General features: G+C 40.4%; 22 protein-coding genes and 2 pseudogenes. 18 read left to right on the forward strand and 6 right to left on the reverse strand.

Features of this window, described 5'->3' with window-relative positions; translation table 11 throughout:
• The first annotated feature begins 199 nt into the window (after window positions 1-199).
• From tsaE to tsaD, 4 genes are read left to right on the forward strand one after another with little or no spacing between them, the layout of a single operon-like run.
• Window positions 200-655, forward strand: coding sequence for a tRNA (adenosine(37)-N6)-threonylcarbamoyltransferase complex ATPase subunit type 1 TsaE (gene tsaE / locus ACSU6B_RS27655; protein ID WP_410889592.1), 456 nt, complete (start codon window positions 200-202; stop codon window positions 653-655).
• Window positions 652-1,359: a tRNA (adenosine(37)-N6)-threonylcarbamoyltransferase complex dimerization subunit type 1 TsaB gene (tsaB, locus tag ACSU6B_RS27660; protein WP_410889594.1), complete on the forward strand. Its 708-nt coding sequence runs from the start codon at window positions 652-654 to the stop codon at window positions 1,357-1,359. Before tsaE ends, tsaB begins: the two co-directional genes overlap by 4 nt.
• A 12-nt stretch (window positions 1,360-1,371) precedes the next feature.
• Entirely contained in the window at window positions 1,372-1,821 is a 450-nt protein-coding gene (rimI, locus tag ACSU6B_RS27665; protein WP_410889596.1) for a ribosomal protein S18-alanine N-acetyltransferase, read from the forward strand.
• Window positions 1,818-2,840 (forward strand): tRNA (adenosine(37)-N6)-threonylcarbamoyltransferase complex transferase subunit TsaD, encoded by a 1,023-nt coding sequence (gene tsaD, locus ACSU6B_RS27670; RefSeq protein ID WP_410889598.1) that lies wholly within the window; start codon window positions 1,818-1,820, stop codon window positions 2,838-2,840. Before rimI ends, tsaD begins: the two co-directional genes overlap by 4 nt.
• 291 nt (window positions 2,841-3,131) lie before the next feature.
• Here tsaD and ACSU6B_RS27675 read toward each other — a convergent pair whose 3' ends face one another.
• On the reverse strand, window positions 3,132-5,051 hold the full coding sequence (locus ACSU6B_RS27675; RefSeq protein WP_410889600.1) for an ABC-F family ATP-binding cassette domain-containing protein: 1,920 nt from the start codon (window positions 5,049-5,051) through the stop codon (window positions 3,132-3,134).
• Window positions 5,052-5,229: 178 nt separating this feature from the next.
• Between ACSU6B_RS27675 and moaC the strand changes: the two genes are divergently transcribed.
• The 12 genes from moaC to ACSU6B_RS27735 all read left to right on the forward strand — a co-directional run bounded on the left by moaC (window position 5,230) and on the right by ACSU6B_RS27735 (window position 17,890).
• Window positions 5,230-5,727, forward strand: coding sequence for a cyclic pyranopterin monophosphate synthase MoaC (moaC, locus tag ACSU6B_RS27680; protein ID WP_168241585.1), 498 nt, complete (start codon window positions 5,230-5,232; stop codon window positions 5,725-5,727).
• Window positions 5,728-5,763: 36 nt separating this feature from the next.
• Window positions 5,764-6,420: a redox-sensing transcriptional repressor Rex gene (locus ACSU6B_RS27685; RefSeq protein ID WP_410889602.1), complete on the forward strand. Its 657-nt coding sequence runs from the start codon at window positions 5,764-5,766 to the stop codon at window positions 6,418-6,420.
• 159 nt (window positions 6,421-6,579) lie between these two features.
• Entirely contained in the window at window positions 6,580-7,827 is a 1,248-nt protein-coding gene (locus tag ACSU6B_RS27690; protein ID WP_410889604.1) for an NAD(P)-dependent malic enzyme, read from the forward strand.
• Between the two features lie 228 nt (window positions 7,828-8,055).
• Window positions 8,056-8,808: a sulfite exporter TauE/SafE family protein gene (locus ACSU6B_RS27695; protein ID WP_251033635.1), complete on the forward strand. Its 753-nt coding sequence runs from the start codon at window positions 8,056-8,058 to the stop codon at window positions 8,806-8,808.
• Between the two features lie 194 nt (window positions 8,809-9,002).
• Complete coding sequence (dcuS, locus tag ACSU6B_RS27700) at window positions 9,003-10,622, forward strand: DcuS/MalK family sensor histidine kinase (protein WP_410889606.1); 1,620 nt, start codon at window positions 9,003-9,005, stop codon at window positions 10,620-10,622.
• Window positions 10,600-11,307: a response regulator gene (locus ACSU6B_RS27705; protein ID WP_410889608.1), complete on the forward strand. Its 708-nt coding sequence runs from the start codon at window positions 10,600-10,602 to the stop codon at window positions 11,305-11,307. The genes dcuS and ACSU6B_RS27705 overlap by 23 nt, the downstream gene beginning before the upstream one ends.
• Window positions 11,308-11,426: 119 nt before the next feature.
• Window positions 11,427-12,773 (forward strand): 2-hydroxycarboxylate transporter family protein, encoded by a 1,347-nt coding sequence (locus ACSU6B_RS27710; RefSeq protein ID WP_410889610.1) that lies wholly within the window; start codon window positions 11,427-11,429, stop codon window positions 12,771-12,773.
• Between the two features lie 120 nt (window positions 12,774-12,893).
• Window positions 12,894-14,108: an NAD(P)-dependent malic enzyme gene (locus ACSU6B_RS27715; protein WP_410889611.1), complete on the forward strand. Its 1,215-nt coding sequence runs from the start codon at window positions 12,894-12,896 to the stop codon at window positions 14,106-14,108.
• A 175-nt stretch (window positions 14,109-14,283) separates the two neighbouring features.
• Complete coding sequence (locus ACSU6B_RS27720; protein ID WP_410889613.1) at window positions 14,284-14,907, forward strand: YhbD family protein; 624 nt, start codon at window positions 14,284-14,286, stop codon at window positions 14,905-14,907.
• A gap of 6 nt (window positions 14,908-14,913) precedes the next feature.
• Complete coding sequence (locus ACSU6B_RS27725) at window positions 14,914-15,639, forward strand: polymer-forming cytoskeletal protein (RefSeq protein ID WP_410889615.1); 726 nt, start codon at window positions 14,914-14,916, stop codon at window positions 15,637-15,639.
• Window positions 15,640-15,652: 13 nt separating this feature from the next.
• Entirely contained in the window at window positions 15,653-16,363 is a 711-nt protein-coding gene (locus ACSU6B_RS27730; protein WP_410889617.1) for a cytoplasmic protein, read from the forward strand.
• Between the two features lie 12 nt (window positions 16,364-16,375).
• Window positions 16,376-17,890, forward strand: coding sequence for an MDR family MFS transporter (locus ACSU6B_RS27735; RefSeq protein ID WP_410889619.1), 1,515 nt, complete (start codon window positions 16,376-16,378; stop codon window positions 17,888-17,890).
• Window positions 17,891-17,941: 51 nt separating this feature from the next.
• Here ACSU6B_RS27735 and ACSU6B_RS27740 read toward each other — a convergent pair whose 3' ends face one another.
• Window positions 17,942-18,145: a YdiK family protein gene (locus tag ACSU6B_RS27740; RefSeq protein ID WP_168241595.1), complete on the reverse strand. Its 204-nt coding sequence runs from the start codon at window positions 18,143-18,145 to the stop codon at window positions 17,942-17,944.
• Window positions 18,142-18,864, reverse strand: a complete 723-nt coding sequence (locus ACSU6B_RS27745; protein WP_410889621.1) for a CPBP family intramembrane glutamic endopeptidase — start codon at window positions 18,862-18,864, stop codon at window positions 18,142-18,144. Before ACSU6B_RS27745 ends, ACSU6B_RS27740 begins: the two co-directional genes overlap by 4 nt.
• Window positions 18,865-19,217: 353 nt before the next feature.
• Here ACSU6B_RS27745 and groES point away from each other — a divergent pair, with 353 nt between their 5' ends.
• Together groES and groL are read left to right on the forward strand one after the other, a co-directional pair.
• Entirely contained in the window at window positions 19,218-19,505 is a 288-nt protein-coding gene (gene groES, locus ACSU6B_RS27750; RefSeq protein WP_026565252.1) for a co-chaperone GroES, read from the forward strand.
• 53 nt (window positions 19,506-19,558) lie between these two features.
• Entirely contained in the window at window positions 19,559-21,193 is a 1,635-nt protein-coding gene (groL, locus tag ACSU6B_RS27755) for a chaperonin GroEL (protein WP_215005827.1), read from the forward strand.
• A gap of 99 nt (window positions 21,194-21,292) precedes the next feature.
• Here the strand turns inward: groL and ACSU6B_RS27760 are convergent.
• The 3 genes and pseudogenes from ACSU6B_RS27760 to ACSU6B_RS27770 all read right to left on the reverse strand — a co-directional run.
• Window positions 21,293-21,473: pseudogene (locus ACSU6B_RS27760) on the reverse strand (tyrosine-type recombinase/integrase); the annotation flags it as partial.
• Between the two features lie 155 nt (window positions 21,474-21,628).
• Window positions 21,629-21,985 (reverse strand): annotated as a pseudogene (locus tag ACSU6B_RS27765) (DUF3231 family protein); the annotation flags it as partial.
• 12 nt (window positions 21,986-21,997) lie between these two features.
• Window positions 21,998-22,636, reverse strand: coding sequence for a DUF3231 family protein (locus ACSU6B_RS27770; RefSeq protein ID WP_410889622.1), 639 nt, complete (start codon window positions 22,634-22,636; stop codon window positions 21,998-22,000).
• Between the last annotated feature and the right edge of the window lie 686 nt (window positions 22,637-23,322).

Raw genomic sequence — 23,322 nt, forward strand, 5'->3', positions numbered from 1 at the left:
ATATTGCAAAAATTAGTACGAAACAAGGTTTCGTCTTTTTTTATGCCGTTTAATAAGGGCAAGCTTTTTTGCTCAATTGTTAAAAATCATGTAAACTACATATGTAATAGGCATCCTTAGGAGAGATCCTAAGGTTTTTTTGCACATAATTAAGGTAAAATGAAGATGTGACCCTAAGTTAAAATAAAAAGGTGATTGAATGAATCAATTCGAACTAATAACAACGGATTCTGAGGAGACTTCCCAATTTGCAGCAAAGTTAGCTGGGTTACTACAACCTAGAGATGTCATTGCTCTTGAAGGTGATTTAGGTGCTGGAAAGACTACATTCACTAAGGGCTTGGCTAAAGGGTTGGAGATTAAAAGAACAGTTAACAGTCCGACATTTACTATTATTAAAGAATATAAGGGAAAACTCCCGTTATATCACATGGATGTATACCGGGTTGCGGATGCCTTCGAAGACCTCGGTTTTGATGAGTATTTTGAAGGTGATGGAGTGACGGTAGTGGAATGGGCTCATTTAATTGAAGAGCAGCTCCCACAGGAAAGACTGACTATTTTCTTATATCGTGAAGAAGGGGATACTAGAAGAATGGTTTTAGTACCTCAGGGGAAACGATATGAGCAATTATGTAAGGAGACTTTTTCATGACCATATTAGCGATTGATACTTCTAACTATGCCTTAGGAGTGGCGCTGTTAGAAGATAATCAAGTACTTGGTGAATATATAACCAATTTAAAAAAGAACCACTCTGTTCGAATTATGCCTGCTATTCAGACACTAATGAAGGATTGCGAAAAGGTTCCTGCGGATTTAACTAAGATTGTCGTCGCCAAAGGACCGGGCTCGTATACAGGAGTTAGAATAGGTGTAACCATTGCTAAAACACTAGCTTGGACTTTGAATATCCCGCTTGTAGGTATTTCCAGCTTGGAAATTTTAGCTTCTGGGGTCGGCCGCTACTTTGATGGTTATGTGTCACCTCTATTTGATGCAAGAAGGGGACAGGTCTATACTGGCTTGTATCAATATCAAAATGACGAACTACAAACGATTGAAGAGGATCGTTTGGTCATGTTAGTAGACCGTGCAGAGGATCTAAAAAATTCAGGAAAAACGATACTATTTGTCGGAAATGATTTACCACTCCATCAAGCAGCAATTGAAGCAGCATTAGGATCACAGGCTGTTTTTGCAGCTAGTACGGAACAAAATCCACGTCCATCTGAACTTGCCCTTCTTGGTAAGGATAAACCAGGGGAGGACATTCATTCTTTTGTTCCAAATTATATCCGTTTAGCTGAAGCTGAAGCGAAATGGTTAGAAGCGAAAGGAAAAATTTTAAATGGATAGGAATAGAGAGTTATGGTAGATTCTTTTGTTTTTCGCAATATGAGGGAAGAGGACATTGACCAAATTTTAGAAGTAGAACATGCATCATTTACAACCCCCTGGAGTCGTGAAGCATTTTATAATGAATTGCATAATAATCGATTTGCAGTTTATATCGTCCTAGAGGAAAGTAACAAAATCCTCGGGTACTGTGGGGCTTGGATCGTGATCGATGAGGCGCATGTAACGAATGTGGCCATTCTGCCTGAATATAGGGGCAGGAAACTTGGTGAAGCAATCATGCAAAAAATGATGACAGTGGCCAGAGAGATGGGAGCAAAGAGTATGACCCTTGAAGTGCGTGTTACCAATCATGTAGCACAATCTCTTTATCGAAAGCTTGGTTTTCAAAATGGCGGGATCCGCAAAAATTATTATTCAGATAATCAGGAAGATGGTTTAGTGATGTGGGTAAATTTATGAAAAAAGACCAATGGATTTTGGGTATTGAAACAAGCTGCGATGAGACGGCTGTCGCCATTATTAAAAATGGCAGAGAAATTGCAGCAAATGTAGTCGCATCGCAAATTGAAAGTCATAAACGCTTCGGTGGTGTGGTTCCGGAAATAGCCTCCCGCCACCATGTAGAGCAAATGACTATTGTCATTGAGGAAGCATTGAAGCAGGCAAATGTTACTTTTGCTGAGATTGATGCCATTGCTGTCACAGAAGGACCAGGATTAGTTGGTGCCCTTTTAATTGGGGTAAATGCCGCGAAAGCATTGGCATTTGCTCAAAACATACCACTAGTTCCAGTCCACCATATTGCTGGACATATTTATGCGAACAGGCTTGTCACTGAGTTAAAATTCCCGCTCCTTGCTCTGGTCGTTTCAGGCGGGCATACAGAGCTTGTTTATATGAAGGAACATGGACATTTTGAGGTCATCGGTGAAACAAGGGATGACGCTGCTGGTGAAGCCTACGACAAGGTTGCGCGAACGTTAAACATGCCGTACCCAGGCGGTCCACATATTGACCGTTTGGCGCAGGCTGGAAATCCGACAATTAATTTACCTCGGGCATGGTTAGAAGAAGGTTCCTATGATTTTAGCTTTAGCGGTTTAAAATCTGCTGTTATTAATACGGTTCATAATGCCGAGCAACGCGGTGAGATAATTGCTCCTGAAGACCTTGCTGCAAGCTTTCAAGCCAGCGTGATTGAAGTGTTAGTGAAGAAAACAGAAAAGGCCGTCGCTGAATATGGGGTAGGACAAGTATTGGTGGCTGGCGGAGTTGCCGCCAATAAAGGCCTTAGAAAGGCTTTGGAAAAGACCTTTTCAGAGAAACCTGGAATTGAATTAGTGATTCCGCCATTATCCCTATGTACTGATAATGCAGCGATGATTGCTGCTGCTGGAAGCGTGATGTTCGAAAAAGGAATTAGAGCAGACCTTTCCCTAAATGCCAACCCGGGACTGGATATCGAAATATACAATTAATAACTCTTCTGGATAAGAAGAGTTTTTTTGTTGATAAGATTTTATAAAAATGCAGATCAAAAACTGGTGAATGTGGATAAGTGGGGTGTTTTCTGTGTATAATGTGGATAAGTCAGGACTTTGTTGTGGATAATGTGGAAAAGTAAAAATAACATTGAAACTGTCCTGTTTGTAATGTGAATAAGAATGTGGAAAAGTGTATAACTTAATGAATTATTGCCATCATATCAAAATTTGTCGATAAATGTCATAATAAACAAAAAACCAGGCCAATGCCTGGTTTTTGCATAATTATTCAGCCAGCTCTGCCCATTCTTCCATTAAGTGCTCGAGTTCAGACTTTGCCTTTTCATTTTTTATGTTGATTTCCAACACTTTTTCATGATTTTGAAAAATGTCTGGTTCGCATAATTGCTGCTCGAATTCTTGAATTTGCTCTTCTAGCTCTTCAATTCTTTGTTCCATTTCTTCTAATTTCCTTTTGCGCTGACGCTCTTGTTTTTTACTTTCCTTATCCTGTTGATAAGAGTTTTTCTCAAAAGCATCTGTTTGTGCTGCTTTTTTAGCAGTTGCGGCTAGCGCTAGTGCTGCAAGTTCTTCCTGTTCTAGTTTCTTCTCTAAATAATAATCATAATCCCCGAGGTATTCTGTACTTCCATGACGACTAAGTTCTAAGACCTTTGTGGCAATCCGGTTAATAAAATACCTGTCGTGTGAGACAAACAATATCGTGCCCGGGTAATCGATTAATGCATTCTCTAGAACTTCCTTACTATCTAAGTCAAGGTGGTTGGTAGGCTCGTCCAAAATTAAGACATTTGCTTTCTCCAACATCAGTTTAGCTAAAGCTAGACGGGCTTTTTCACCCCCGCTTAAGGTGGAAACTATTTTTAAGACATCATCACCAGAAAATAAGAAATTACCGAGCACCGTACGTATTTCTTTTTCATTTTTTAGTGGATAGTCATCCCAGAGTTCATTTAAGACCCGCTTATTGGAGGTCAATTCAGCTTGCTCCTGGTCGTAATAACCAATTTGAAGGTTTGTCCCATAGAGTATGGTTCCCTCCAGAGCAGGCAACTTTTTGATAATTGTCTTTAAAAGTGTTGATTTGCCGATACCATTCGGTCCAACCAATGCGGTACTTTCACCTTTATAGGCCCGAAATGAAATGGACTCTGAAACCTTATCACCTTCGTACCCAACAGCGAGTGAATCCACTGTTAAAACGTCATTGCCGCTTTGTTTTTCAATTTCAAACGAGAAGGAAGCAGACTTTTCATCGCCTAATGGACGATCCATCATCTCCATCTTTTCTAGCTTTTTACGACGGCTTTGGGCACGTTTAGTCGTCGAAGCGCGCGCTAAATTCCGGTTGATAAAGTCTTGGAGATCAGCGACCTCTTGCTGTTGTTTTTCGAAAAGCTTTAAATCACGCTCATAATTTGCGGCCTTTTGATCAAGGTAAGAACTATAGTTGCCTGTAAACCTTTGGATTTGCTTACGGGATACTTCATAAACTTGAGTAACAACTTTATCTAAAAAATAGCGGTCATGGGAAACGATCAAAATCGCCCCATGATAACTTTGTAAATATTGCTCCAGCCAGGAAAGCGTATCAATATCAAGGTGGTTTGTGGGCTCATCCAATATTAAGATATCAGGCTTGGTTAACAAAAGTTTACCAAGGGCAAGACGGGTTTTCTGCCCGCCGCTTAAACTAGATATCATCAAGGATTTGTCATGGAAATTTAACCCATGAAGGACAGAGCGCATCTCTGCCTCATATTGATACCCTCCCTGTTCTTTAAATTTCACCTGAAGATGATCGTACTCTTTTAGGATTCTTTCGTACTTTCCACCGTCTTCAAAAACAAGAGGATCAGCCATTTGTTCTTCAAGGGTGCGGAGTTGTTTTTCCATTAATCGCAGCGGTTCAAAAACCGTCAGCATTTCATCCCATATGGATAATGATGATTCTAACCCGGTATTTTGAGCTAAATAGCCAATTGTCACTTCTTTCGGCTTGATAATTTCTCCGCCATCATGCGACAAGTGTCCGGCAATAATCTTCAATAATGTCGATTTTCCCGCCCCATTGCGTCCAACAAGAGCAACACGGTCCCGAGTTTGTAATTCGAGCTTAATATTCGATAAAATAAGGTCAGCACCATAATATTTTTGTAATTGATTAACCTGTAGCAAAATCATTCTCATTCACCTCTATTACATAGGATTAGTGTACCTTATTCCCGGTATGTCGGCAATAAACTGCTCGCCATATTAGCGGTGTAAGGGTCCTAAATCGTCAAAAAATGTAATATTTAGTTCAAAGTTTCACACACATATAAGGTAAAATAGTGTATGATTTGATGGGAGGATTTTTTATATGGCAGAATTTACGCATTTTAATGAAGAAGGCAGAGCAAAAATGGTCGACGTCAGTGATAAGCCGGAAACGGCACGTACGGCGCTTGCTCATTCCAGCATTACCGTTAGTAAAGAAATTTATGATAAAATAACTAATAATGAGATGAAGAAGGGCGATGTCTTAGCAGTGGCCCAGGTAGCAGCTGTCATGGCAGCAAAGAAGACATGGGATTTGATTCCAATGTGCCATCCGATTCCATTAACAGGTGTTAATATTTCTTTCTCTTGGGAACAGGATAAGGATGAGAATTATCAATTATATATTGCTGCAGCCGTTAAAACGAAGGGGAGCACAGGCGTAGAAATGGAAGCGTTAACAGCGGCTTCCGCGTGTGCCTTAACAGTTTATGATATGTGTAAAGCCGTTGATAAAGGTATGGTAATTGGACCGACGTATCTTGTCGAAAAAACGGGCGGTAAAAACGGTGATTTTAAAAGAGATGAAAGAGTTAAATAAATTTTTAACTAAACCATTCATGGGGTGTGGGAGATTATGAGTAATGAAACAACGAAAATACCACAGGCGACAGCAAAACGGCTGCCCCTCTATTACCGATTTCTAAAAAACCTGCAAAGCTCCGGCAAGCAAAGGGTCTCTTCAGCGGAATTGAGTGAAGCAGTAAAGGTAGACTCAGCAACGATTCGCCGCGACTTTTCCTATTTCGGTGCGTTAGGGAAAAAGGGCTATGGGTATAATGTTAATTACTTAATATCCTTCTTTCGTAAAACCTTAGATCAGGATGAATTAACTAAGGTTGCCTTAATAGGAGTCGGAAATCTTGGCACTGCCTTTTTAAACTATAACTTTTTAAAAAATAATAACACAAAAATAGAATGCGCCTTCGATGTGGATCCCGACAAAATGGGAACCATGATTCGCGAGGTACCCGTTCATCCTATGGATGATTTAGAGAAGGTTTTATCAGAAACTAATATTTCAGTGGCGATATTAACGGTTCCGGCTCCTGCCGCACAAATGATAACCGATCGACTGGTCAAAGCGAATGTAAAAGGAATCTTAAATTTCACTCCAGCAAGGTTAAATGTTCCACCATTAATAAGGGTCCATCATATTGACTTGGCAGTGGAGCTTCAATCGCTAGTCTACTTTTTAAAGCATTATCCAACGGTGGAAATAGATGAAGAATAATTAGTTAAAAAGGCTTTCCACAAAATTTGTGGAAGGCCTTTTGTATGATTAAATCCCTGCTTTTTTTAATTACATAATCTATAAAAATACTTTCTTATGCACTAAGATATAGGTAGATGAAATGCAAGCGGTTACTAACCGGGAAGTGGGGGAAATTCAATGTCAATTTTACGAGATGAAGCGTTAAAAATGCACAAGGAACACCAAGGCAAGGTTGGGATATATTCTAAGGTGGCAGTACATAATGCAAAAGATTTAAGCCTAGCCTATTCACCAGGTGTGGCAGAGCCATGTTTGGACATTTATGCAGACGAAAATAAAGTCTATGATTATACCTCGAAGGGCAATCTTGTCGCAGTTGTATCCAATGGGACAGCGGTTCTGGGGCTTGGAAACATTGGACCAAAAGCTGCGATGCCTGTGATGGAAGGAAAGGCCGTGTTATTCAAATCGTTCGCAGATGTTGACGCCTTTCCCATCTGCTTGGCCACCACTGACACAGACCAGATCGTAGAAACCGTCAAGCTGCTAGAACCAACATTTGGCGGAGTGAACTTGGAGGATATTGCTGCGCCGCAATGCTTTGAAATTGAAGACCGCCTCCGCAAAGCCTGCGAGATTCCTGTTTTTCATGATGACCAGCATGGAACCGCGATTGTAACAGCCGCTGGTCTAATCAACGCGTTAAAATTAGCGGATAAAAAAATTGAAGATATTCGTGTTGCGGTAAACGGAGCAGGTTCAGCTGGAGTAGCGATTGTTAAGCTCCTGCTGCATATGGGCGTGAAGGATGTTATTTTATGTGATACAAAAGGAATTATTTATGAAGGCCGTCCAGTCGGAATGAATCGATTCAAAGATAAAATGGCGCAAATGACAAATCGCGAGCAAAAACAAGGAACGTTAGGGGATGCGCTTATTGACGCCGATGTGTTTGTGGGGGTATCAGCAGCCGGGGCCGTTACAAAGGAAATGGTTAGCGCTATGCACCGTGACCCGATTATCTTTGCCATGGCCAACCCGGTACCGGAAATTATGCCCGATGCGGCCAAAGAAGCAGGGGCTCTTGTAGTGGGTACAGGACGTTCTGATTTTCCGAACCAGGTTAATAATGTGCTTGCTTTCCCAGGCATTTTCCGCGGTGCCTTAGATGTCCGTGCCAAGGAAATCAACGAGGAAATGAAGCTTGCTGCGGTCTATGCAATTGCTGGATTAATTTCAGAGGATGAGCTCCATGCCGATTATGTCATTCCAGATCCATTTGACCCTCGGGTCGCAGCACAGGTAGCAACCGCGGTTGCGTATACTGCAATGGAAACAGGGGTAGCCCAAAGATTTATCAATGTTGAGGAAATTAAGCAGCGCCTATCAGCATTAGCAGAAGCAAAACAACCAGTGCATGTTTAGGTCGAGTAAAATTTAGCTTTTAAGGGAGGACTATCTCAATCTAGTTGAGGTAGTCTTTCAAATTTTGGGAATTAGGGCATAATTCCGATATACCTTTTAAATTTTAAGTACAATAATGAATGATAGTTTTTTTCTTTTTTAAATCAGTCTATATGACCCCGTCCTTGGGTAAGTAATAAAACATTTCCTAGAAGGACATCTAGGGTTTTGCAATCGGAGGGGATGAAGTTGGCTATTGTGCTGACGATGTTTGTGCTTGGGATTTTATTAGGATTTGTCGGGGCGGGCGGCTCTGGCTTTATTATTGCCATCTTAACAGTTATTTTTGGAGTACCAATACATATGGCGTTAGGGACATCACTAGCAGCGATGGTGTTTACTAGCATGTCAGGTGCCTACAGTCATTTTCGTCAAGGAAATATCTCAATTAAAACCGGTTTAATCGTCGGTGGATTTGGGGCAGCTGCCTCCTATTTAGGTTCAAAACTAGCCAGTTTGATTCCGATCCATTCTTTGCATTGGTTGACAGCGGGGATGTTATTTTTGTCGGCTGTGATCTTGGTTGTCCGCTTATTTATTGTCCAAAAAATAAAGGTAAACAACAAAAAAGTGAACCCTGGCAACCTGCTTCTCATTAAGAAAGCGGCAGTTGTCGGGTTGGTTACCGGATTGTTGTCTGGTACATTTGGGATAGGTGCTGCACCGTTCATTCAAATCGGATTGCTGGTCATCATGGGACTTTCGCTTAAACAATCAGTGGGTACAACAATGCTCGTTATTTTGCCGATCGCTTTAGCAGGAGGTATCGGCTACTATTTCGAAGGATACCTGAATTTAACCCTGTTAGTTGAAGTGGTAGGAGGAACGATGATTGGCTCCTATGTCGGGGCTAAGTTTACAGCCCTTGCTCCGCAGCCCGTATTAAAAAGTGCGATGGTCCTGACCCCTATTATCGCAGGAGCTATTTTGCTTATAAGTTAAGGCAACGTTCGCAAGATGGTTAACTGAGACGATGAACTCTCAGATCAGCCTAAGTTAAAGAAAGCTTCAAAGACTGCAAAGTATTTTCTTAAGAATGCTTTGCAGCTTTTTGTGTTTACTAGCCTGGATGGTTAGTATGTCACCAGGTGGAAATCAGAATGGTGCCTGTCGCCTTCTCAAAGATGGAGGGAAATATGAGAAAGGGAAGATGGAGTTTACAGACGGTAATTATTGTCTTTGTGTGTATGGTGGTTACTTTTTCACTATTGATAACGGATTTACTTATCAGTTCGAGAATTGCTAAGGAGACGGAAAAAGGTCAGGCTGAGAAGGCGAGAAATGTGGCTCGAATGGTTGCTCATAGTCCGCTTGTGATTGATGCAATGAGCGGAGAACGGGATGTAAAGGAAATCCAAACGTTTGCGAATGAAATGAGAAAAGTGACAAACGTTTACTTTATTGTTGTGATGGATATGAACGGGATCCGTAAATCCCATCCTGATAGCAAAGAAGTTGGCAAACAATTCAAGGGTGGAGATGAAGGGCCGGTACTAAAAGGGAAAGAGCATGAATCTATTTCAAAAGGAGCTCTAGGACCTTCTTTACGTTCTTTTACGCCGATTAAGGATGCAAATGGAAAACAGATCGGGGCAGTAGCCGTTGGGATTTCTCTTGATAATGTGGAAACGGCCGTCAATAAGAGCAGAATGGGGATTTATATTGGGACGATGATTGGTATCTTAATCGGTGTTCTCGGGGCTGTTATTTTAGCTAGATATATAAAAAAGATCTTACTTGGGCTTGAGCCGTTTGCAATTGCTAAATTATTAGAGGAACGAAGCGCGATGCTTCAATCGGTGCGTGAGGGAATTGTTGCAGTGGATCAACACTCAAACATAACACTTGTCAATCGAGCAGCCTTAAAGCTGTTCGATAAAGCAGGCCTGCAGGATAACCCAATGGGGACAAATATAGAAGAATATATGTCATCTACTCGCTTAAGTGATTTATTAAAAACAGGTAAACCTGAATTGGATGAAGAACAGAATATAAATGGGATGACCATTTTAACCAACCGAGTCCCCGTTATCGTTGGGAATAAGGTAGTGGGCGCAATTGCTACTTTTCGCGATAAAACAGAAATACAGGTACTCGCTGAAGAACTGACAGGAGTAAGAACATACGCCGATGCACTTCGGGCCCAGGCACACGAGTTTATGAATAAACTTCATGTGATTTTGGGGATGGTCCATACAGGTTATTATGAAAAAGTTGTCGAATACATCAATGAAACGGTTGATCATCGTAATAACGAAATTGGCTTGGTTACCAAAAAGATAAAGGACCCTGTTTTAGCTGGCTTTTTAATTGGAAAGTTGAGTTATGCAAGGGAATCAGGGACTGAGTTATCTGTTTCCTGTGAACAACCGCTGCCACAACCTGCAGATTCGGATGTCACACATAAATTGATTACAATTGTTGGTAATTTAATTGATAATGCCATTGTGGCTGTGACCGGTTGTCCAGTCAAAAAAATAACAGTAGAATTTGATTATGGTGATGATATTTTAACTATCGAAGTAAAAGATACAGGAACAGGGATGAATGAAGAAATACAAAACCAAATTTTCAACAAAGGATTTTCCACAAACGGTGAAAATAGAGGTCTAGGGCTGTACCTTGTGTCGCAAGCGGTTAAAAAGTTGGAAGGGGATTTAATTCTTTCATCAAAGCCTGGAAAAGGGACCGTCTTTGCCGTGTATATACCATATAATGGGGAGGGGGACCAGAATGATCCGGGTAATGATTGTTGAAGATGATCCAATGGTGGCTGAATTTAATAAACGCTATCTTGAGCAAGTTACTGGTTTTATATTGATGGCAATGGCCGCATCCGTGGATGAGGCGATTAAGAAAATTGAAAAACTAGAAATTGATCTTATCTTATTGGATATATTTATGCCAGGGAAACTAGGATTAGAGCTGTTAACCTACCTCCGTGAACATGAAAAAGAAACCGATGTGATTGTTATTTCAGCAGCATCAGATATGGAGCGGATTAAAAAGGCTTTAAGATACGGAGCCGTTGATTATTTAATTAAGCCTTTTGAATTTGAACGCTTTAGTAGAGCGTTAGTTGCATATAAAGAACAAACAAAGTTTATTCAGACTCAACATAGGATTAGCCAAGACGTATTGGACAACCAAATACTGCACCGAGAGGAAAAGCCTGTTATCGAAGAATTACCAAAGGGATTAACAAAAGATACCCTGAAACAAATTTGGGAAGCGATTCAGGAGCTAAAAAATGCCCAGTTTTCAACAGAGGACGTCGTGAAGGTCGTCGGAATTTCTCGGGTTTCCGTCCGTAAGTATTTAAATTTTTTAAAGGAAATTGGAATCCTAGATGTTAAGGTAATCTACGGTACAGTGGGAAGACCCGTTTACCAGCATGAATTTAATCGATTGAAAGAACATCTTATCAAAAACTTTTTGTAAGCAGCCTAGAACTGCTTACTTTTTTTATTTACAAAAACCTTATTAAATTTACATAAACTATGAAAGCGGTTTAATTCAGAATATGATAGAAACATCAATAGATTGGGGGATGAACACTTATGGAACCAGCAAAAGAGTTGCAACCGCTTACGGTTGTTCCAGGGGAAAAAGAAGAAAAGAAAGGGCTTTTAGGTAAATTTGGCAGTGTAAAGGTAGGCGTAATTCCACTCCCACTTTATATCGTTATCGCTGCTGTTGTCTACTTTTCAGCCGTCTATAAATTGCTTCCAGCTGATATGATTGGCGGCTTTGCCATTATTATTGTCATGGGTATTTTACTTGGGGAACTTGGTATGAAGATTCCGCTTTTAAAGGATATCGGCGGCCCTGCCATTTTAGCCCTCTTGATTCCGTCTTTTTTAGTCTATTTTAGTGTGATTAATACAACGGGAATGAATGCGGTTACCCAGTTGATGAAAACATCCAATTTCCTTTATCTTTATATTTCTATTTTAGTAGTAGGAAGTATTCTTGGGATGAATCGTAGAGTCTTAATTCAAGGCTTCACACGCATGTTTATACCGCTTATTGTCGGCACAATAGCATCTGTTGTTGCAGGCGTTCTAGTAGGTTTGCTTTTTGGATATGACATGAAACACACATTGTTCTTTATTGTTGTTCCAATTATCGGTGGTGGGATCGGAGAAGGAATTTTGCCTCTTTCATTAGGCTACGCAGAGGTTCTCGGAAAATCTTCAGAAACATTTGTAGGGCAATTAATTCCAGCAGCAGTGATTGGAAATATTGTCGCGATCATTTGTGCAGGTATTTTATCACGTTTAGGTGAGAAAAAGAAGCATCTGACTGGTAATGGAGTATTAGTGAAGACAAAAGGCGGCGACGGAATCACAGAAGCCGCAACGATTGATAAGCCGGTTGATTTTCCACTTATGGGTGCAGGACTGTTAATTGCGTGTAGTTTCTTTATCTTAGGTGGATTGGGGAATAAATTCCTAGGCATTCCTGGACCAGTGTTAATGATTATTGCAGCGGCCGTTGTGAAAAGTATAAAAGTAATGCCCGCTAAAATGGAACAAGGTGCTTATCACTTATATAAATTTGTATCATCAAGTTTAACATGGCCATTAATGGTTGGCTTAGGTATGCTATATATTCCGCTTAAGGATGTAGTCAAAATCGTAACCCCAGGATATGTGGTTGTTTGTACCGCTGTCGTAGTGGCAATGGTTACTACAGGTTACTTTGTAGGTAAGTTGATGAAGATGTACCCAGTCGACTCAGCGATTGTTACAGGCTGTCATAGTGGTTTAGGAGGAACGGGTGATGTCGCAATTCTATCGGCTTCCAATCGGATGTCATTAATGCCATTTGCCCAAGTTTCGACAAGAATTGGGGGCGCTTCAACCGTTATTTTGGCTATTCTTTTGCTTAAATTATTAAGCTAATATTCCTAAATCGGGCTGTGCCTGTTTGCCACGGTCCGATTTTTTTTGATTGTATAGATTGGATTCTTGTCACCATGATTAACTATTATTTATAGATAGGACCAAAAGGAGAAGGTTGGAATGAATGAAAGCAAGATGAAAGAGCAGGCAGTGCTGCTCCATAAAAAGCTGGCAGGTAAGATTAGCATCGTCAGTAAAGTAGAAATGAACAATGCCGATGATTTAAGTTTAGCCTATACGCCAGGTGTAGCCGAGCCATGTAAGATCATTGCAAAAAATAGTGAAGCTTCCTTCGAGCATACAGGTCGGGGTAATTTAGTAGCCGTTGTAACAGATGGAACAGCGGTATTAGGATTAGGAGACATTGGCCCTGAGGCTGCCATGCCAGTTATGGAGGGGAAGGCCGTTTTATTTAAACAATTTGCAGGGATTGATGCCTATCCGCTTTGCCTGGGTACAAAAGATGTCGATGAGATTGTCAATATTATTAAAGCATTAGAGCCAACATTCGGTGGTATCAATTTGGAGGATATTGCCGCCCCAAGATGCTTTGAAATTGAAGAACGCTTAAAAAAGGAACTAAACATTCCCGTCTTTCATGATGACCAGCATGGGACAGCGATTGTTGTATTAGCTGCCCTTTTAAATGCGCTGAGAATTGTGAAGAAAAGTATCTATAAGGTTAAGGTTGTTCTAAATGGTGCTGGTTCTGCTGGGATAGCGATTGCCAAGCTTTTATTAAAAGCGGGCTTTAAGAATATTACGTTAGTAAGCCTGGAGGGAATTCTTTGTCCAGGCGAAGAGTGGATGAACGACCGTCAAGCAGAAATAGCAGAGAGAACAAACCTAGGCAGGGTACATGGAACCCTTCAAGACGCGATTAAAAACACCGACATTTTTATTGGCGTCTCAGGTCCAAAGGCTTTAACGGGAGATATGGTCAGGACCATGAATAAAGATTCAATTGTTTTTGCTATGGCAAATCCAGTGCCTGAAATTTATCCGGAAGAAGCGCTTGTAGCAGGTGCAGCAGTAGTCGGAACAGGACGTTCTGATTATCCTAATCAAGTAAACAATGTGCTCGCCTTTCCAGGAATCTTTCGTGGTGCTCTCGATGTAAGGGCAACCGACATCAATGAGGAAATGAAACTTGCAGCAGCTTACGCCATTTCAAGTCTTGTATCGGATAAAGAGCTTCGTGCGGAGTATATCATTCCTAACGCCTTGGATTCTCGTGTGGGGGATCGAGTGGCAGCAGCTGTTTCGGCTGCAGCGATCGAATCGGGAGTAGCGCGAAAAAGCTCCAACTTAAAAAAACTAGTAGAAATCATCTAAGCAACGCTTATCGAACGGTGGAAAAAGAAGAAAATAGGTTCAAGAGGGTCTTTCACGATATAACGTGAGGGGCCTTTTTTTGTAAAATAATAATTAGGACATCCTAATATTTACATTTGCACTTTACAAACGTAACAGTGTTATGTTACATTGTTTTTAGAAAGGGGTTTTTATGATGAGTGAGGAGTTAATCTCAAAGAAAGACCTGTTAGAATTAGCCGGAATATCCTATGGACAGCTATATAGATGGAAACGAAAGGATCTCATTCCGGAAGAATGGTTTGTGCGTAAATCAACGTTTACGGGTCAAGAAACTTTTTTTCCAAAGGAAAAGGTCTTAGAAAGAATTGAAAAGATCCAAACGATGAAAGAAAACTTATCTTTGGATGAACTAGCTGACATGTTTTCAACCAATGTAACGAATTTAAATTATACCAAAGATGAATTAGTGAAACGTAACATTGTTTCGACAATGGTTGTCGATTTTTATCTAGAACAAGAAAAGGGCATTCTTCAATTTAATTTTACACGTATGCTCGAAGTGTTTGTTTTAGAAAAACTGCTTCAGTCGGGTGAAATTAACCTGGAAGAAGGGAAGATGGTCTTGCAGGTGTTAAAGGATCATGCCGGGGTAATCAAGCAAAAAAGCTGTGAATTGGTGATTACCAGAAAACTGGGCATGTCATCATGTCTGTTACTAATTAATGCAGAAGAATTTCATTTTGAACGCGGAACAAAAGTTGTTGCCGCTTTGTCGCTGATGACGTGCATGGAAGAAATTAAAGCGAAATTATTATAAAGGAGAATGATGATGGATACGAAAAGCAGGGGAGACTTGGTTATTAATGGCTTCGGTGCATCCAATGGGGGACAGTTCCGCGTTGTCACATTAAATGGCCGAGGGACGGTTAACAATGATTTAGAATGCCTGGAACTGGATTGTAATGGTTCCGGGATTCTCAATGGAAACGTCATTTCTGAAAAAGCAAAAGTAAACGGACATGCGAAGGTCAGAGGGAGTATCGACAGTAAGATCCTAACGATTGATGGATCAGCAAGGATCGACAAAAACCTATCTGCTGAAAAATTAAAGGTCTCTGGTAAAGCAACCGTTGGCGGCAGGGTTAAATGTGAGGAAATAAAAATTCAAGGAACATTTACGGTTGGTGAGGATTGTGAGGCGGAAATTTTTAAAGCAGAATCGCAGTTTACGATTGGCGGACTTCTAAATGCAGACCAGGTTGACATAAAGATGTTTGGAGAATGTAAAGCAAAAGAAATCGGCGGGCAAACGATTACGGTAAAGGCGAAGGGATCCTTAGTCGGTAATTTGCTTAAGGCCTTTTTTAAACCACAGCTTGAAACGGAATTAATTGAAGGGGATAAAATTGAACTTGAAAATACGATTGCCAAAGTGGTTCGTGGGAACCAGGTGTGGATTGGTCCAAATTGTCAAATTGGTCTAGTGGAATACACTGAGGAATTTTCGATGGATAAAAAGGCAATTGTTACTGAGAACAGAAAGGTTTAAGGGGGATAAGAAAATGACAAGAAGCGAAAATCTGATTATCAATGGCTCGGGCAGCTATCCTGGCGGCCGTTACGATAAAATCAGTATTCGAGGGGAAGGAACGATTGTCAATGCTGTGGAAAGTTCGACTTTCCATGTCTATGGTACGAGTGAAGCCGTCGAAAATGTCAAAACAGGCTCGGTAAAAGTATTTGGTGAAGCAGAGATCAAAGGGAATATGGATGCAGAGGAAACACTGATCATGGGAACGATGATGGTCGGTGGCAATGCTCTTTTAAAAAAGATAAAAATTTTCGGATTGCTGGAAGTCGGCGAGAGACTGACAGGGGATGAAGCAAACATTAAAGGGAGTATCTCAGTGAATGGCGATGTGGAGTATGAGACGTTCGACTCTAGCGGCGGCTTTGAGATCAAAGGATTACTGAGCGCTGATACCATTAAGGTCGGTTTGCGTTTTGGGCAAAGCACAGTTGAGGAAATCGGCGGCGGAAAAATAACCGTCAAAAAAAGAAGTAACTCATTCCTCCCCTTTGGAAAAGAGGCAGGGTCCCTAAGTGCGAAAGTCATTGAAGGAGATGATATCTACCTTGAAAATACCAAGGCTGATATTGTTCGGGGCAACAAGGTGGAAATTGGACCTGGCTGCCAAATAGGAGTGGTGGAGTATCGAAATGATTTCTCGCATGATCCGAGGGCGGCAATAAAAACGACGATTAAGATATAAAGGAGAAATGTGATGGTGACAAAAGAAAGCAAATTAGGATTGGTTGTTGCGGGGTTATTGCTGGGGATTTTAATGGCCTCGATGGATAATACGATTGTTGTAACCGCAATGGGTACGATTGTCGGTGATCTCGGTGGTCTGGAGAGCTTTGTCTGGGTCGTATCTGCCTACATGGTAGCTGAGATGGCAGGGATGCCGATTTTCGGTAAGTTGTCGGATATGTACGGTCGAAAAAGATTCTTTATTTTCGGATTGATTTTGTTTATGGTGGGTTCCGCTTTGTGCGGTACTGCTGAAACGATCACCCAGTTAAGCATCTATCGTGCCATTCAGGGGATTGGCGGTGGGGCGCTTGTCCCAATCGCCTTTACGATAATGTTTGACCTGTTTCCCCCTGAAAAACGTGGGAAAATGGGGGGCTTGTTCGGAGCCGTTTTTGGATTGTCGAGTATTTTTGGTCCATTGCTTGGTGCGTATATAACGGACTATATCAGCTGGCATTGGATTTTCTACATCAATATGCCACTAGGGATCTTATCACTCGTTTTTATTACTATCGCATATAAGGAATCTCCAATTCACAAAAAGCAGATAATTGATTGGTCGGGGGCCGTGACATTGGTCGGAGCCGTCGTTTGTCTAATGTTTGCGCTTGAACTTGGGGGGCAAAAATATGACTGGAATTCAACCGTGATCATCAGCCTGTTTGCAGGATTTGCGATTCTATTTTTGATCTTTTTATTTGTGGAGACAAAAGCAAAGGATCCGATTATTTCCTTTTCCATGTTTAGAAACCGCTTGTTTGCAGGCAGTACACTCGTTGGCTTATTTTACGGTGCTGCATTTATGGCAGCTACGGTTTACATTCCGATTTTTGTGCAAGGGGTTTATGGCGGGACTGCTACCAATTCAGGGTTAATATTATTGCCAATGATGCTCGGCTCGGTGGTTACCGCACAAGCGGGCGGTTTTTTGACAACGAAGATGAGCTATCGAAATATTATGTTTATCTCCGGAGTTATTTTGATTGGCGGCTTATTGTTATTGAGTACGATTACACTAGAAACAAGCAGAGCGGTGTTGACGCTTTACATGATTATAATTGGTTTAGGTGTCGGCTTCTCTTTTTCTGTGTTAAGCATGGCTGCGATTCATCCGTTTGGAATTGAGCAAAGGGGCTCAGCAACATCCACTAGTAACTTTATTCGTTCCTTAGGAATGACGATCGGGATTACCATTTTTGGTACGATCCAACGAAGTGATCTCAAAGAAGGGTTGGAAAATGCTTTTGCTGGAATGGGACCGATTCCTAAGGGTCAGAGTTTCGGAGATTCGCGGGCCTTATTATCGGAGGAAGCAAGAAAATTAATTCCACCACAAATTCTCGATAAAATAACAGATGCACTCTCAAGTTCCATCGTCCACACATTTACATGGGCACTCGTACCCGCAGGTCTAGCCTTCCTATTCATTTTTATCCTAGGAAAAGAGCGTATGGTGATTCACAAAAAAGAGGCTTCAAAATGAAAAGGTGTCAGGCACCATGTGAATTTTTCACATGGTGCCTGACACCTTGTTTTATTTCTTTTTCATTTTATCTTTGTATTTAACGTGAAAGATAATCATTTTTAGGCCTGAGCCATAGTCAAAGGTTGCTAATAGGACGAGGAGGTAACTGAAAAACCCCCATCCATTTTTTTGAACATTATCAATGGCAAAGTAAGTAAACAACCCGCCAAGCAAAAAGTAAATTAATCCGGAAAACAAAGGTGAACGTTTCATAGAAATCCTCCGATAAAGTTTTGAACCGCCTCGGCTTCTCGCTGGAGCCTCTCAATGTCGTCTTTGTACACCGACTGAACCAAGACCACCAAGGTGTTCATTGTGACATGGGCAAATATTGGGACGAAAATGGATTTTGTTTTTACATAAAGAAAGGCGAACGTAAAGCCCATGGCCGAGTATAACAGAATGTGTTGAAACTCCATATGGGCCGCGGCAAAAATGACTGAACTGATAAGAGCAGAAATAAAAAAGTTAAATCGTTGATGAAGAGCTCCGAAAATAATTTTTCGAAAAACAATTTCTTCTAGGATTGGCCCAATGATGCTCGTGACTATAATCGCTAAGGGAAAAGCCTCAATTATCGTTAGAATATCCTTTGTGTTTTCAGAACCCATATTGATGCCAAATAGGTTCTCGATGATTGCGGCGGCGTACTGGGCTGCTAAAGCAAGGAAGATTCCTGAAATGGCCCATACCACCGAATGACCGAAAGAACCGCCATTTTTGCTGAAGCCTCGGTTGTTCATTTCTTTCCTTAATATAAAAATAATGAGTAATAAGGCAATCGTAAAACTAGCTAGAAGCCAGGAAGGAACAGCAAGACTTTGATTGATCCCAAAGTATTTAAAGCCAAACAAAAATAGGGGTATCCCGATTAGGCTAGAAAACTGCATCGCGATGTAAACAATAATGATTTTCCAATATTCCCGTTTCAAATAATCTAGTCTCCTTTAGATTCCATTTTATATTTTTGACGAATAGTCAATTTATAATCATTCATTTTACAGGGAGTCAAATCGCTCGGGCCTTTATATACTATTCTTCATTCTACTCTTAAAACTGGCTTTGTTTCAATTTAGAAAGACTTTTTAAAAAAATGGGTATAGAAAATGACGTTTTTCGCATACTTTATAAGGTTGTCAATCGGATAATTTTTTTTTAGAAAAAATTTATGCTTCACACTTGCAAAAGAATTAGAGATTCATTATTATAATAATTGTGTTAGCACTCATTCGTAGAGAGTGCTAATAAGTCAGAATTACATATATTTTTGAGGAGGTTGTTTGATTTGTTAAGACCATTAGGTGATCGTATTATCATTGAGCTTGTTGAATCAGAAGAAAAAACTGCAAGCGGGATCGTATTACCGGATTCAGCGAAAGAAAAGCCTCAAGAAGGAAAAGTTGTTGCCGTTGGTACTGGCCGCGTACTTGAAAGCGGAGAGCGTGTAGCACTTGAAGTTTCTGTAGGTGATCGTATTATCTTCTCAAAATACGGCGGTACAGAAGTGAAATACCAAGGAACAGAATATTTAATCTTACGCGAATCTGATATTCTTGCTGTTGTTGGCGCATAAGATTCTTACTTAAAAATACAAAGAACTGAAAAATATGAGGAGGTTTTTAAACAATGGCTAAAGAGATTATGTTTAGTGAAGATGCACGCCGCGCAATGCTTCGTGGTGTTGATGCTCTAGCAAATGCTGTAAAAGTTACTCTTGGACCTAAAGGACGCAACGTGGTTCTTGAGAAAAAATTCGGTTCACCACTAATCACGAATGATGGTGTAACTATCGCCAAAGAAATCGAATTAGAAGATGCATTCGAAAACATGGGTGCAAAACTTGTTGCTGAAGTAGCAAGCAAAACTAACGATGTTGCTGGTGACGGTACAACTACTGCAACAGTTCTAGCACAAGCGATGATTCGCGAAGGCTTAAAGAACGTAACTGCTGGTGCTAACCCAATGGGTATCCGTAAAGGGATCGAAAAAGCAGTTATTGCAGCTGTTGAAGAATTAAAAGCAATTTCTAAACCAATCGAAAACAAAGCTTCGATCGCACAAGTTGCTTCCATCTCTGCTGCTGACGAAGAAGTTGGTCAATTAATTGCAGAAGCAATGGAACGCGTTGGCAACGACGGCGTAATCACTATTGAAGAATCTAAAGGCTTCACAACTGAATTGGATGTAGTAGAAGGTATGCAATTTGACCGTGGTTATACTTCTGCTTACATGGTAACCAACACAGATAAAATGGAAGCTGTTTTAGAAAATCCATATATCTTAATTACTGACAAGAAAATTGCTAGCATTCAAGAAATTCTTCCTGTTCTTGAGCAAGTAGTTCAACAAGGCAAGCCACTATTATTAGTTGCTGAAGATGTTGAAGGTGAAGCACTTTCTACTCTAGTAGTTAACAAGCTACGCGGAACATTCAATGCAGTTGCTGTTAAAGCTCCAGGCTTTGGCGACCGTCGTAAAGCAATGCTTGAAGATATCGCAGCTTTAACTGGCGGGGAAGTAATTACTGAAGAGCTTGGCCGCGAACTTAAGACAACTACAATCAGCTCTCTAGGACGTGCTGCTAAAGTTGTTGTTACAAAAGAAAATACAACAATCGTTGAAGGTGCAGGAGATTCTGCTGAAATCGCAGCTCGTGTAAACCAAATTCGTGTTCAATTAGAAGAAACTACATCTGAATTTGACCGTGAAAAATTACAAGAGCGCTTAGCTAAATTAGCTGGCGGTGTAGCAGTTATCAAAGTTGGTGCTGCGACTGAAACTGAATTAAAAGAGCGTAAGCTTCGAATCGAAGACGCTTTGAACTCAACTCGTGCTGCAGTTGAAGAAGGTATCGTATCCGGCGGTGGTGTAGCCCTTCTTAACGTATACAGCAAAGTAGCTGAAATCCAAGCTGAAGGCGATGTAGCAACTGGTATCAACATCGTATTACGTGCGATGGAAGAGCCTGTACGCACAATTGCTCACAACGCTGGTCTTGAAGGATCTGTTATCGTTGACCGCTTAAAGCGTGAAGAAATCGGTACTGGTTTCAACGCTGCGAACGGCGAATGGGTAAACATGATTCAAGCTGGTATCGTTGACCCAACTAAAGTTACTCGTTCTGCATTACAAAATGCAGCATCTGTAGCAGCTATGTTCTTAACAACTGAAGCAGTTGTTGCTGACAAACCAGAACCAGCTGGTGCTGGCATGGGTATGCCTGACATGGGCGGCATGGGTGGAATGGGCGGCATGATGTAATCAGGGTCAAAAAACCTTGATACATCAATGCTTGAAGGGGTTTTTAGGAAACCTTGTCCGCGAGTTTGTCCGCATTAAGTTAAAAAAAGAATAACCGATCTATTGGAGAAGGTCTTTCATCAGTTTACTAAACTGCTGGGAGGCCTTTTCTTCCATATTAACGGTCATATGAGCATAAATATTCATTGTGGTATTAATATCGGTATGTCCCAAACCTTTGCTGAATTTCTTTTATCCCTACACCAGCTTCAATTAATAAAGAGGTATGCGTGTGCCTGAATCTATTCGTATTGTACGGACGGGGGGAAAAGGGAGCGATAACTTCAAACCCTTACCTATCTTCTGATATACCAAAAATTTTTGGTTAAGGGAAATCTTGGTAAAGCTGTATTGTGAATTAAATGTATAAAACTTATTCGGATTATATCTTTAATCTTAATTATCTTTTATTAAATTAGGTCGATCTTCCATTTGAGGGGGTTCTTCAAACCATCCATTTTTAATCATAATTTTAACTCCATCCATCCCATAGAAATAAATATCTTTTGCAATTAATGCTGTTTTTATGGAAATATCGTTCCTTAATGTGAAAAATGTTCCAAAACTACTGCCTACTATACTGAACCCATTGAGATAGAATGTACAATTCATCATGAGTTTATCAGAAAATGGGGCAATTGTTGAAGTCGTTACGGTGCTTCCAGAAGTGGCTGAGAACTGAACATCATTATCTAAAAGTATTTCTTCGAACATTTTTATTTGTTTCTTTGCTAGTTCCTTTCCTCTTACAAAATATTGTTTAACTTAATTGTTTTGTGCACATTGGGCAAAACCAGTCATGAGCTGAAATCCGATATTGTTTGCTTCGATTGCATGGTGAAGAAAACCTATCTCAATATCATTTAAAGCTCTTTTGTCATTGAATGGGTCAAATCCTCTTAGGTAGCTTTTGTCTTTAATATACTCGGTTGTCTTTGGCATCGTTACTTTTGGAGGTAGGGTCAATATACCTTTGTCGAGTAAATAAAGAGTAGCTAACTCATAAATATCATGAGTAACTCCGGTAAGCCCTTTGTATATCCGCATAACGTCATCATTGTATGCCATATTCATATTAATGGTGTACATACCCATACTTACTTCTTTTAAAATGCGGATAAACATAATATCAAATCCATTGTCGTATAACTTTGGTGCTTCTAGGTTAACATCTTCTTTTTTAAAACCATTTGGATAGACAATTCCTTGTTGATCAAATATTTTTTCCATTTGTAAAACATAATAATTTAGTTGCTGCCACAAGCCTCCCAAAATGTTTCTAGCTTCCTCTTCCTCCGATTTTTTTATAAAGTACTCCAATATCCTTAAAATAAGAGTTTTTTCTTGATATGTAAGCCAAAGAGTTCCTATTTCTGAAGAACTTATAGGGGTTGTTAGAGCCAAAAGTGATCATCCTTTACGACCTTTTAACTGTATTATCCTTCTAATTAATAATCATTATTCATTTTGAAATGCTACTCTCATAGGAAATGAGGTATTTAAACCAAACAGCAGATTGTGAAGAATAATACTTAAAGTAACGGGTGCTTGTGCAGCCGAGCATAGGTCGTATCACATAGCGGGTGGGATTTCCGTCGAGTAAGAACTAGCCATTCGCTCGTAGCGAGTCTTGGAGGGCTAAAGGTAACTTTAGCTTTAAGCGTAGACAGTTAGGTGGCGGGCCGAAAGCCTCCAGGGACGGCGTGGAGATGTACATTATATGGTAAAATATGGAGTTGTAGCTGACTCCTTTATTTAACTATGCCTTCACGAAGCCAAAATGATCTGATCTCAGTTCAATGACCCGAAATTCCAATTACAAGGGTCATGAAATCCTGCGAATAAGTGAGCATTCAAGAGATATTCGTATCAAACTGATGGAGTTGAAGGTAGTCTTTATCTTGTGTTCAAATAGTTCCATTAAATTGATCAACTGTTTTGGGCTAACCTCGTTTCCTTTAATAAGTCACCCTGAATATAAGTACATTCCCTTAAAATAGTGAATAGGATATTTGTATAAATCTTTGAAGGGATTGAAAAACATGTACTATGCACCTTGTATGTATCCATACCCATACCAACCTAATGTG

Origin of the sequence: Neobacillus sp. C211 (genome assembly GCF_051842875.1) — a bacterium.
Lineage (GTDB): Bacteria > Bacillota > Bacilli > Bacillales > Cytobacillaceae > Neobacillus.

Excerpts from the sequence above, each read along its gene's own strand:
- tsaE (WP_410889592.1), top strand. The coding sequence starts at position 200 with ATGAATCAATTCGAACTAATAACAACGGATTCTGAGGAGACTTCCCAA.
- tsaB (WP_410889594.1), top strand. The coding sequence starts at position 652 with ATGACCATATTAGCGATTGATACTTCTAACTATGCCTTAGGAGTGGCG.
- rimI (WP_410889596.1), top strand. The coding sequence starts at position 1,372 with ATGGTAGATTCTTTTGTTTTTCGCAATATGAGGGAAGAGGACATTGAC.
- tsaD (WP_410889598.1), top strand. The coding sequence starts at position 1,818 with ATGAAAAAAGACCAATGGATTTTGGGTATTGAAACAAGCTGCGATGAG.
- ACSU6B_RS27675 (WP_410889600.1), bottom strand. The coding sequence starts at position 5,051 with ATGATTTTGCTACAGGTTAATCAATTACAAAAATATTATGGTGCTGAC.
- moaC (WP_168241585.1), top strand. The coding sequence starts at position 5,230 with ATGGCAGAATTTACGCATTTTAATGAAGAAGGCAGAGCAAAAATGGTC.
- ACSU6B_RS27685 (WP_410889602.1), top strand. The coding sequence starts at position 5,764 with ATGAGTAATGAAACAACGAAAATACCACAGGCGACAGCAAAACGGCTG.
- ACSU6B_RS27690 (WP_410889604.1), top strand. The coding sequence starts at position 6,580 with ATGTCAATTTTACGAGATGAAGCGTTAAAAATGCACAAGGAACACCAA.
- dcuS (WP_410889606.1), top strand. The coding sequence starts at position 9,003 with ATGAGAAAGGGAAGATGGAGTTTACAGACGGTAATTATTGTCTTTGTG.
- ACSU6B_RS27705 (WP_410889608.1), top strand. The coding sequence starts at position 10,600 with ATGATCCGGGTAATGATTGTTGAAGATGATCCAATGGTGGCTGAATTT.
- ACSU6B_RS27710 (WP_410889610.1), top strand. The coding sequence starts at position 11,427 with ATGGAACCAGCAAAAGAGTTGCAACCGCTTACGGTTGTTCCAGGGGAA.
- ACSU6B_RS27715 (WP_410889611.1), top strand. The coding sequence starts at position 12,894 with ATGAATGAAAGCAAGATGAAAGAGCAGGCAGTGCTGCTCCATAAAAAG.
- ACSU6B_RS27720 (WP_410889613.1), top strand. The coding sequence starts at position 14,284 with ATGAGTGAGGAGTTAATCTCAAAGAAAGACCTGTTAGAATTAGCCGGA.
- ACSU6B_RS27725 (WP_410889615.1), top strand. The coding sequence starts at position 14,914 with ATGATGATGGATACGAAAAGCAGGGGAGACTTGGTTATTAATGGCTTC.
- ACSU6B_RS27730 (WP_410889617.1), top strand. The coding sequence starts at position 15,653 with ATGACAAGAAGCGAAAATCTGATTATCAATGGCTCGGGCAGCTATCCT.
- ACSU6B_RS27735 (WP_410889619.1), top strand. The coding sequence starts at position 16,376 with ATGGTGACAAAAGAAAGCAAATTAGGATTGGTTGTTGCGGGGTTATTG.
- ACSU6B_RS27740 (WP_168241595.1), bottom strand. The coding sequence starts at position 18,145 with ATGAAACGTTCACCTTTGTTTTCCGGATTAATTTACTTTTTGCTTGGC.
- groL (WP_215005827.1), top strand. The coding sequence starts at position 19,559 with ATGGCTAAAGAGATTATGTTTAGTGAAGATGCACGCCGCGCAATGCTT.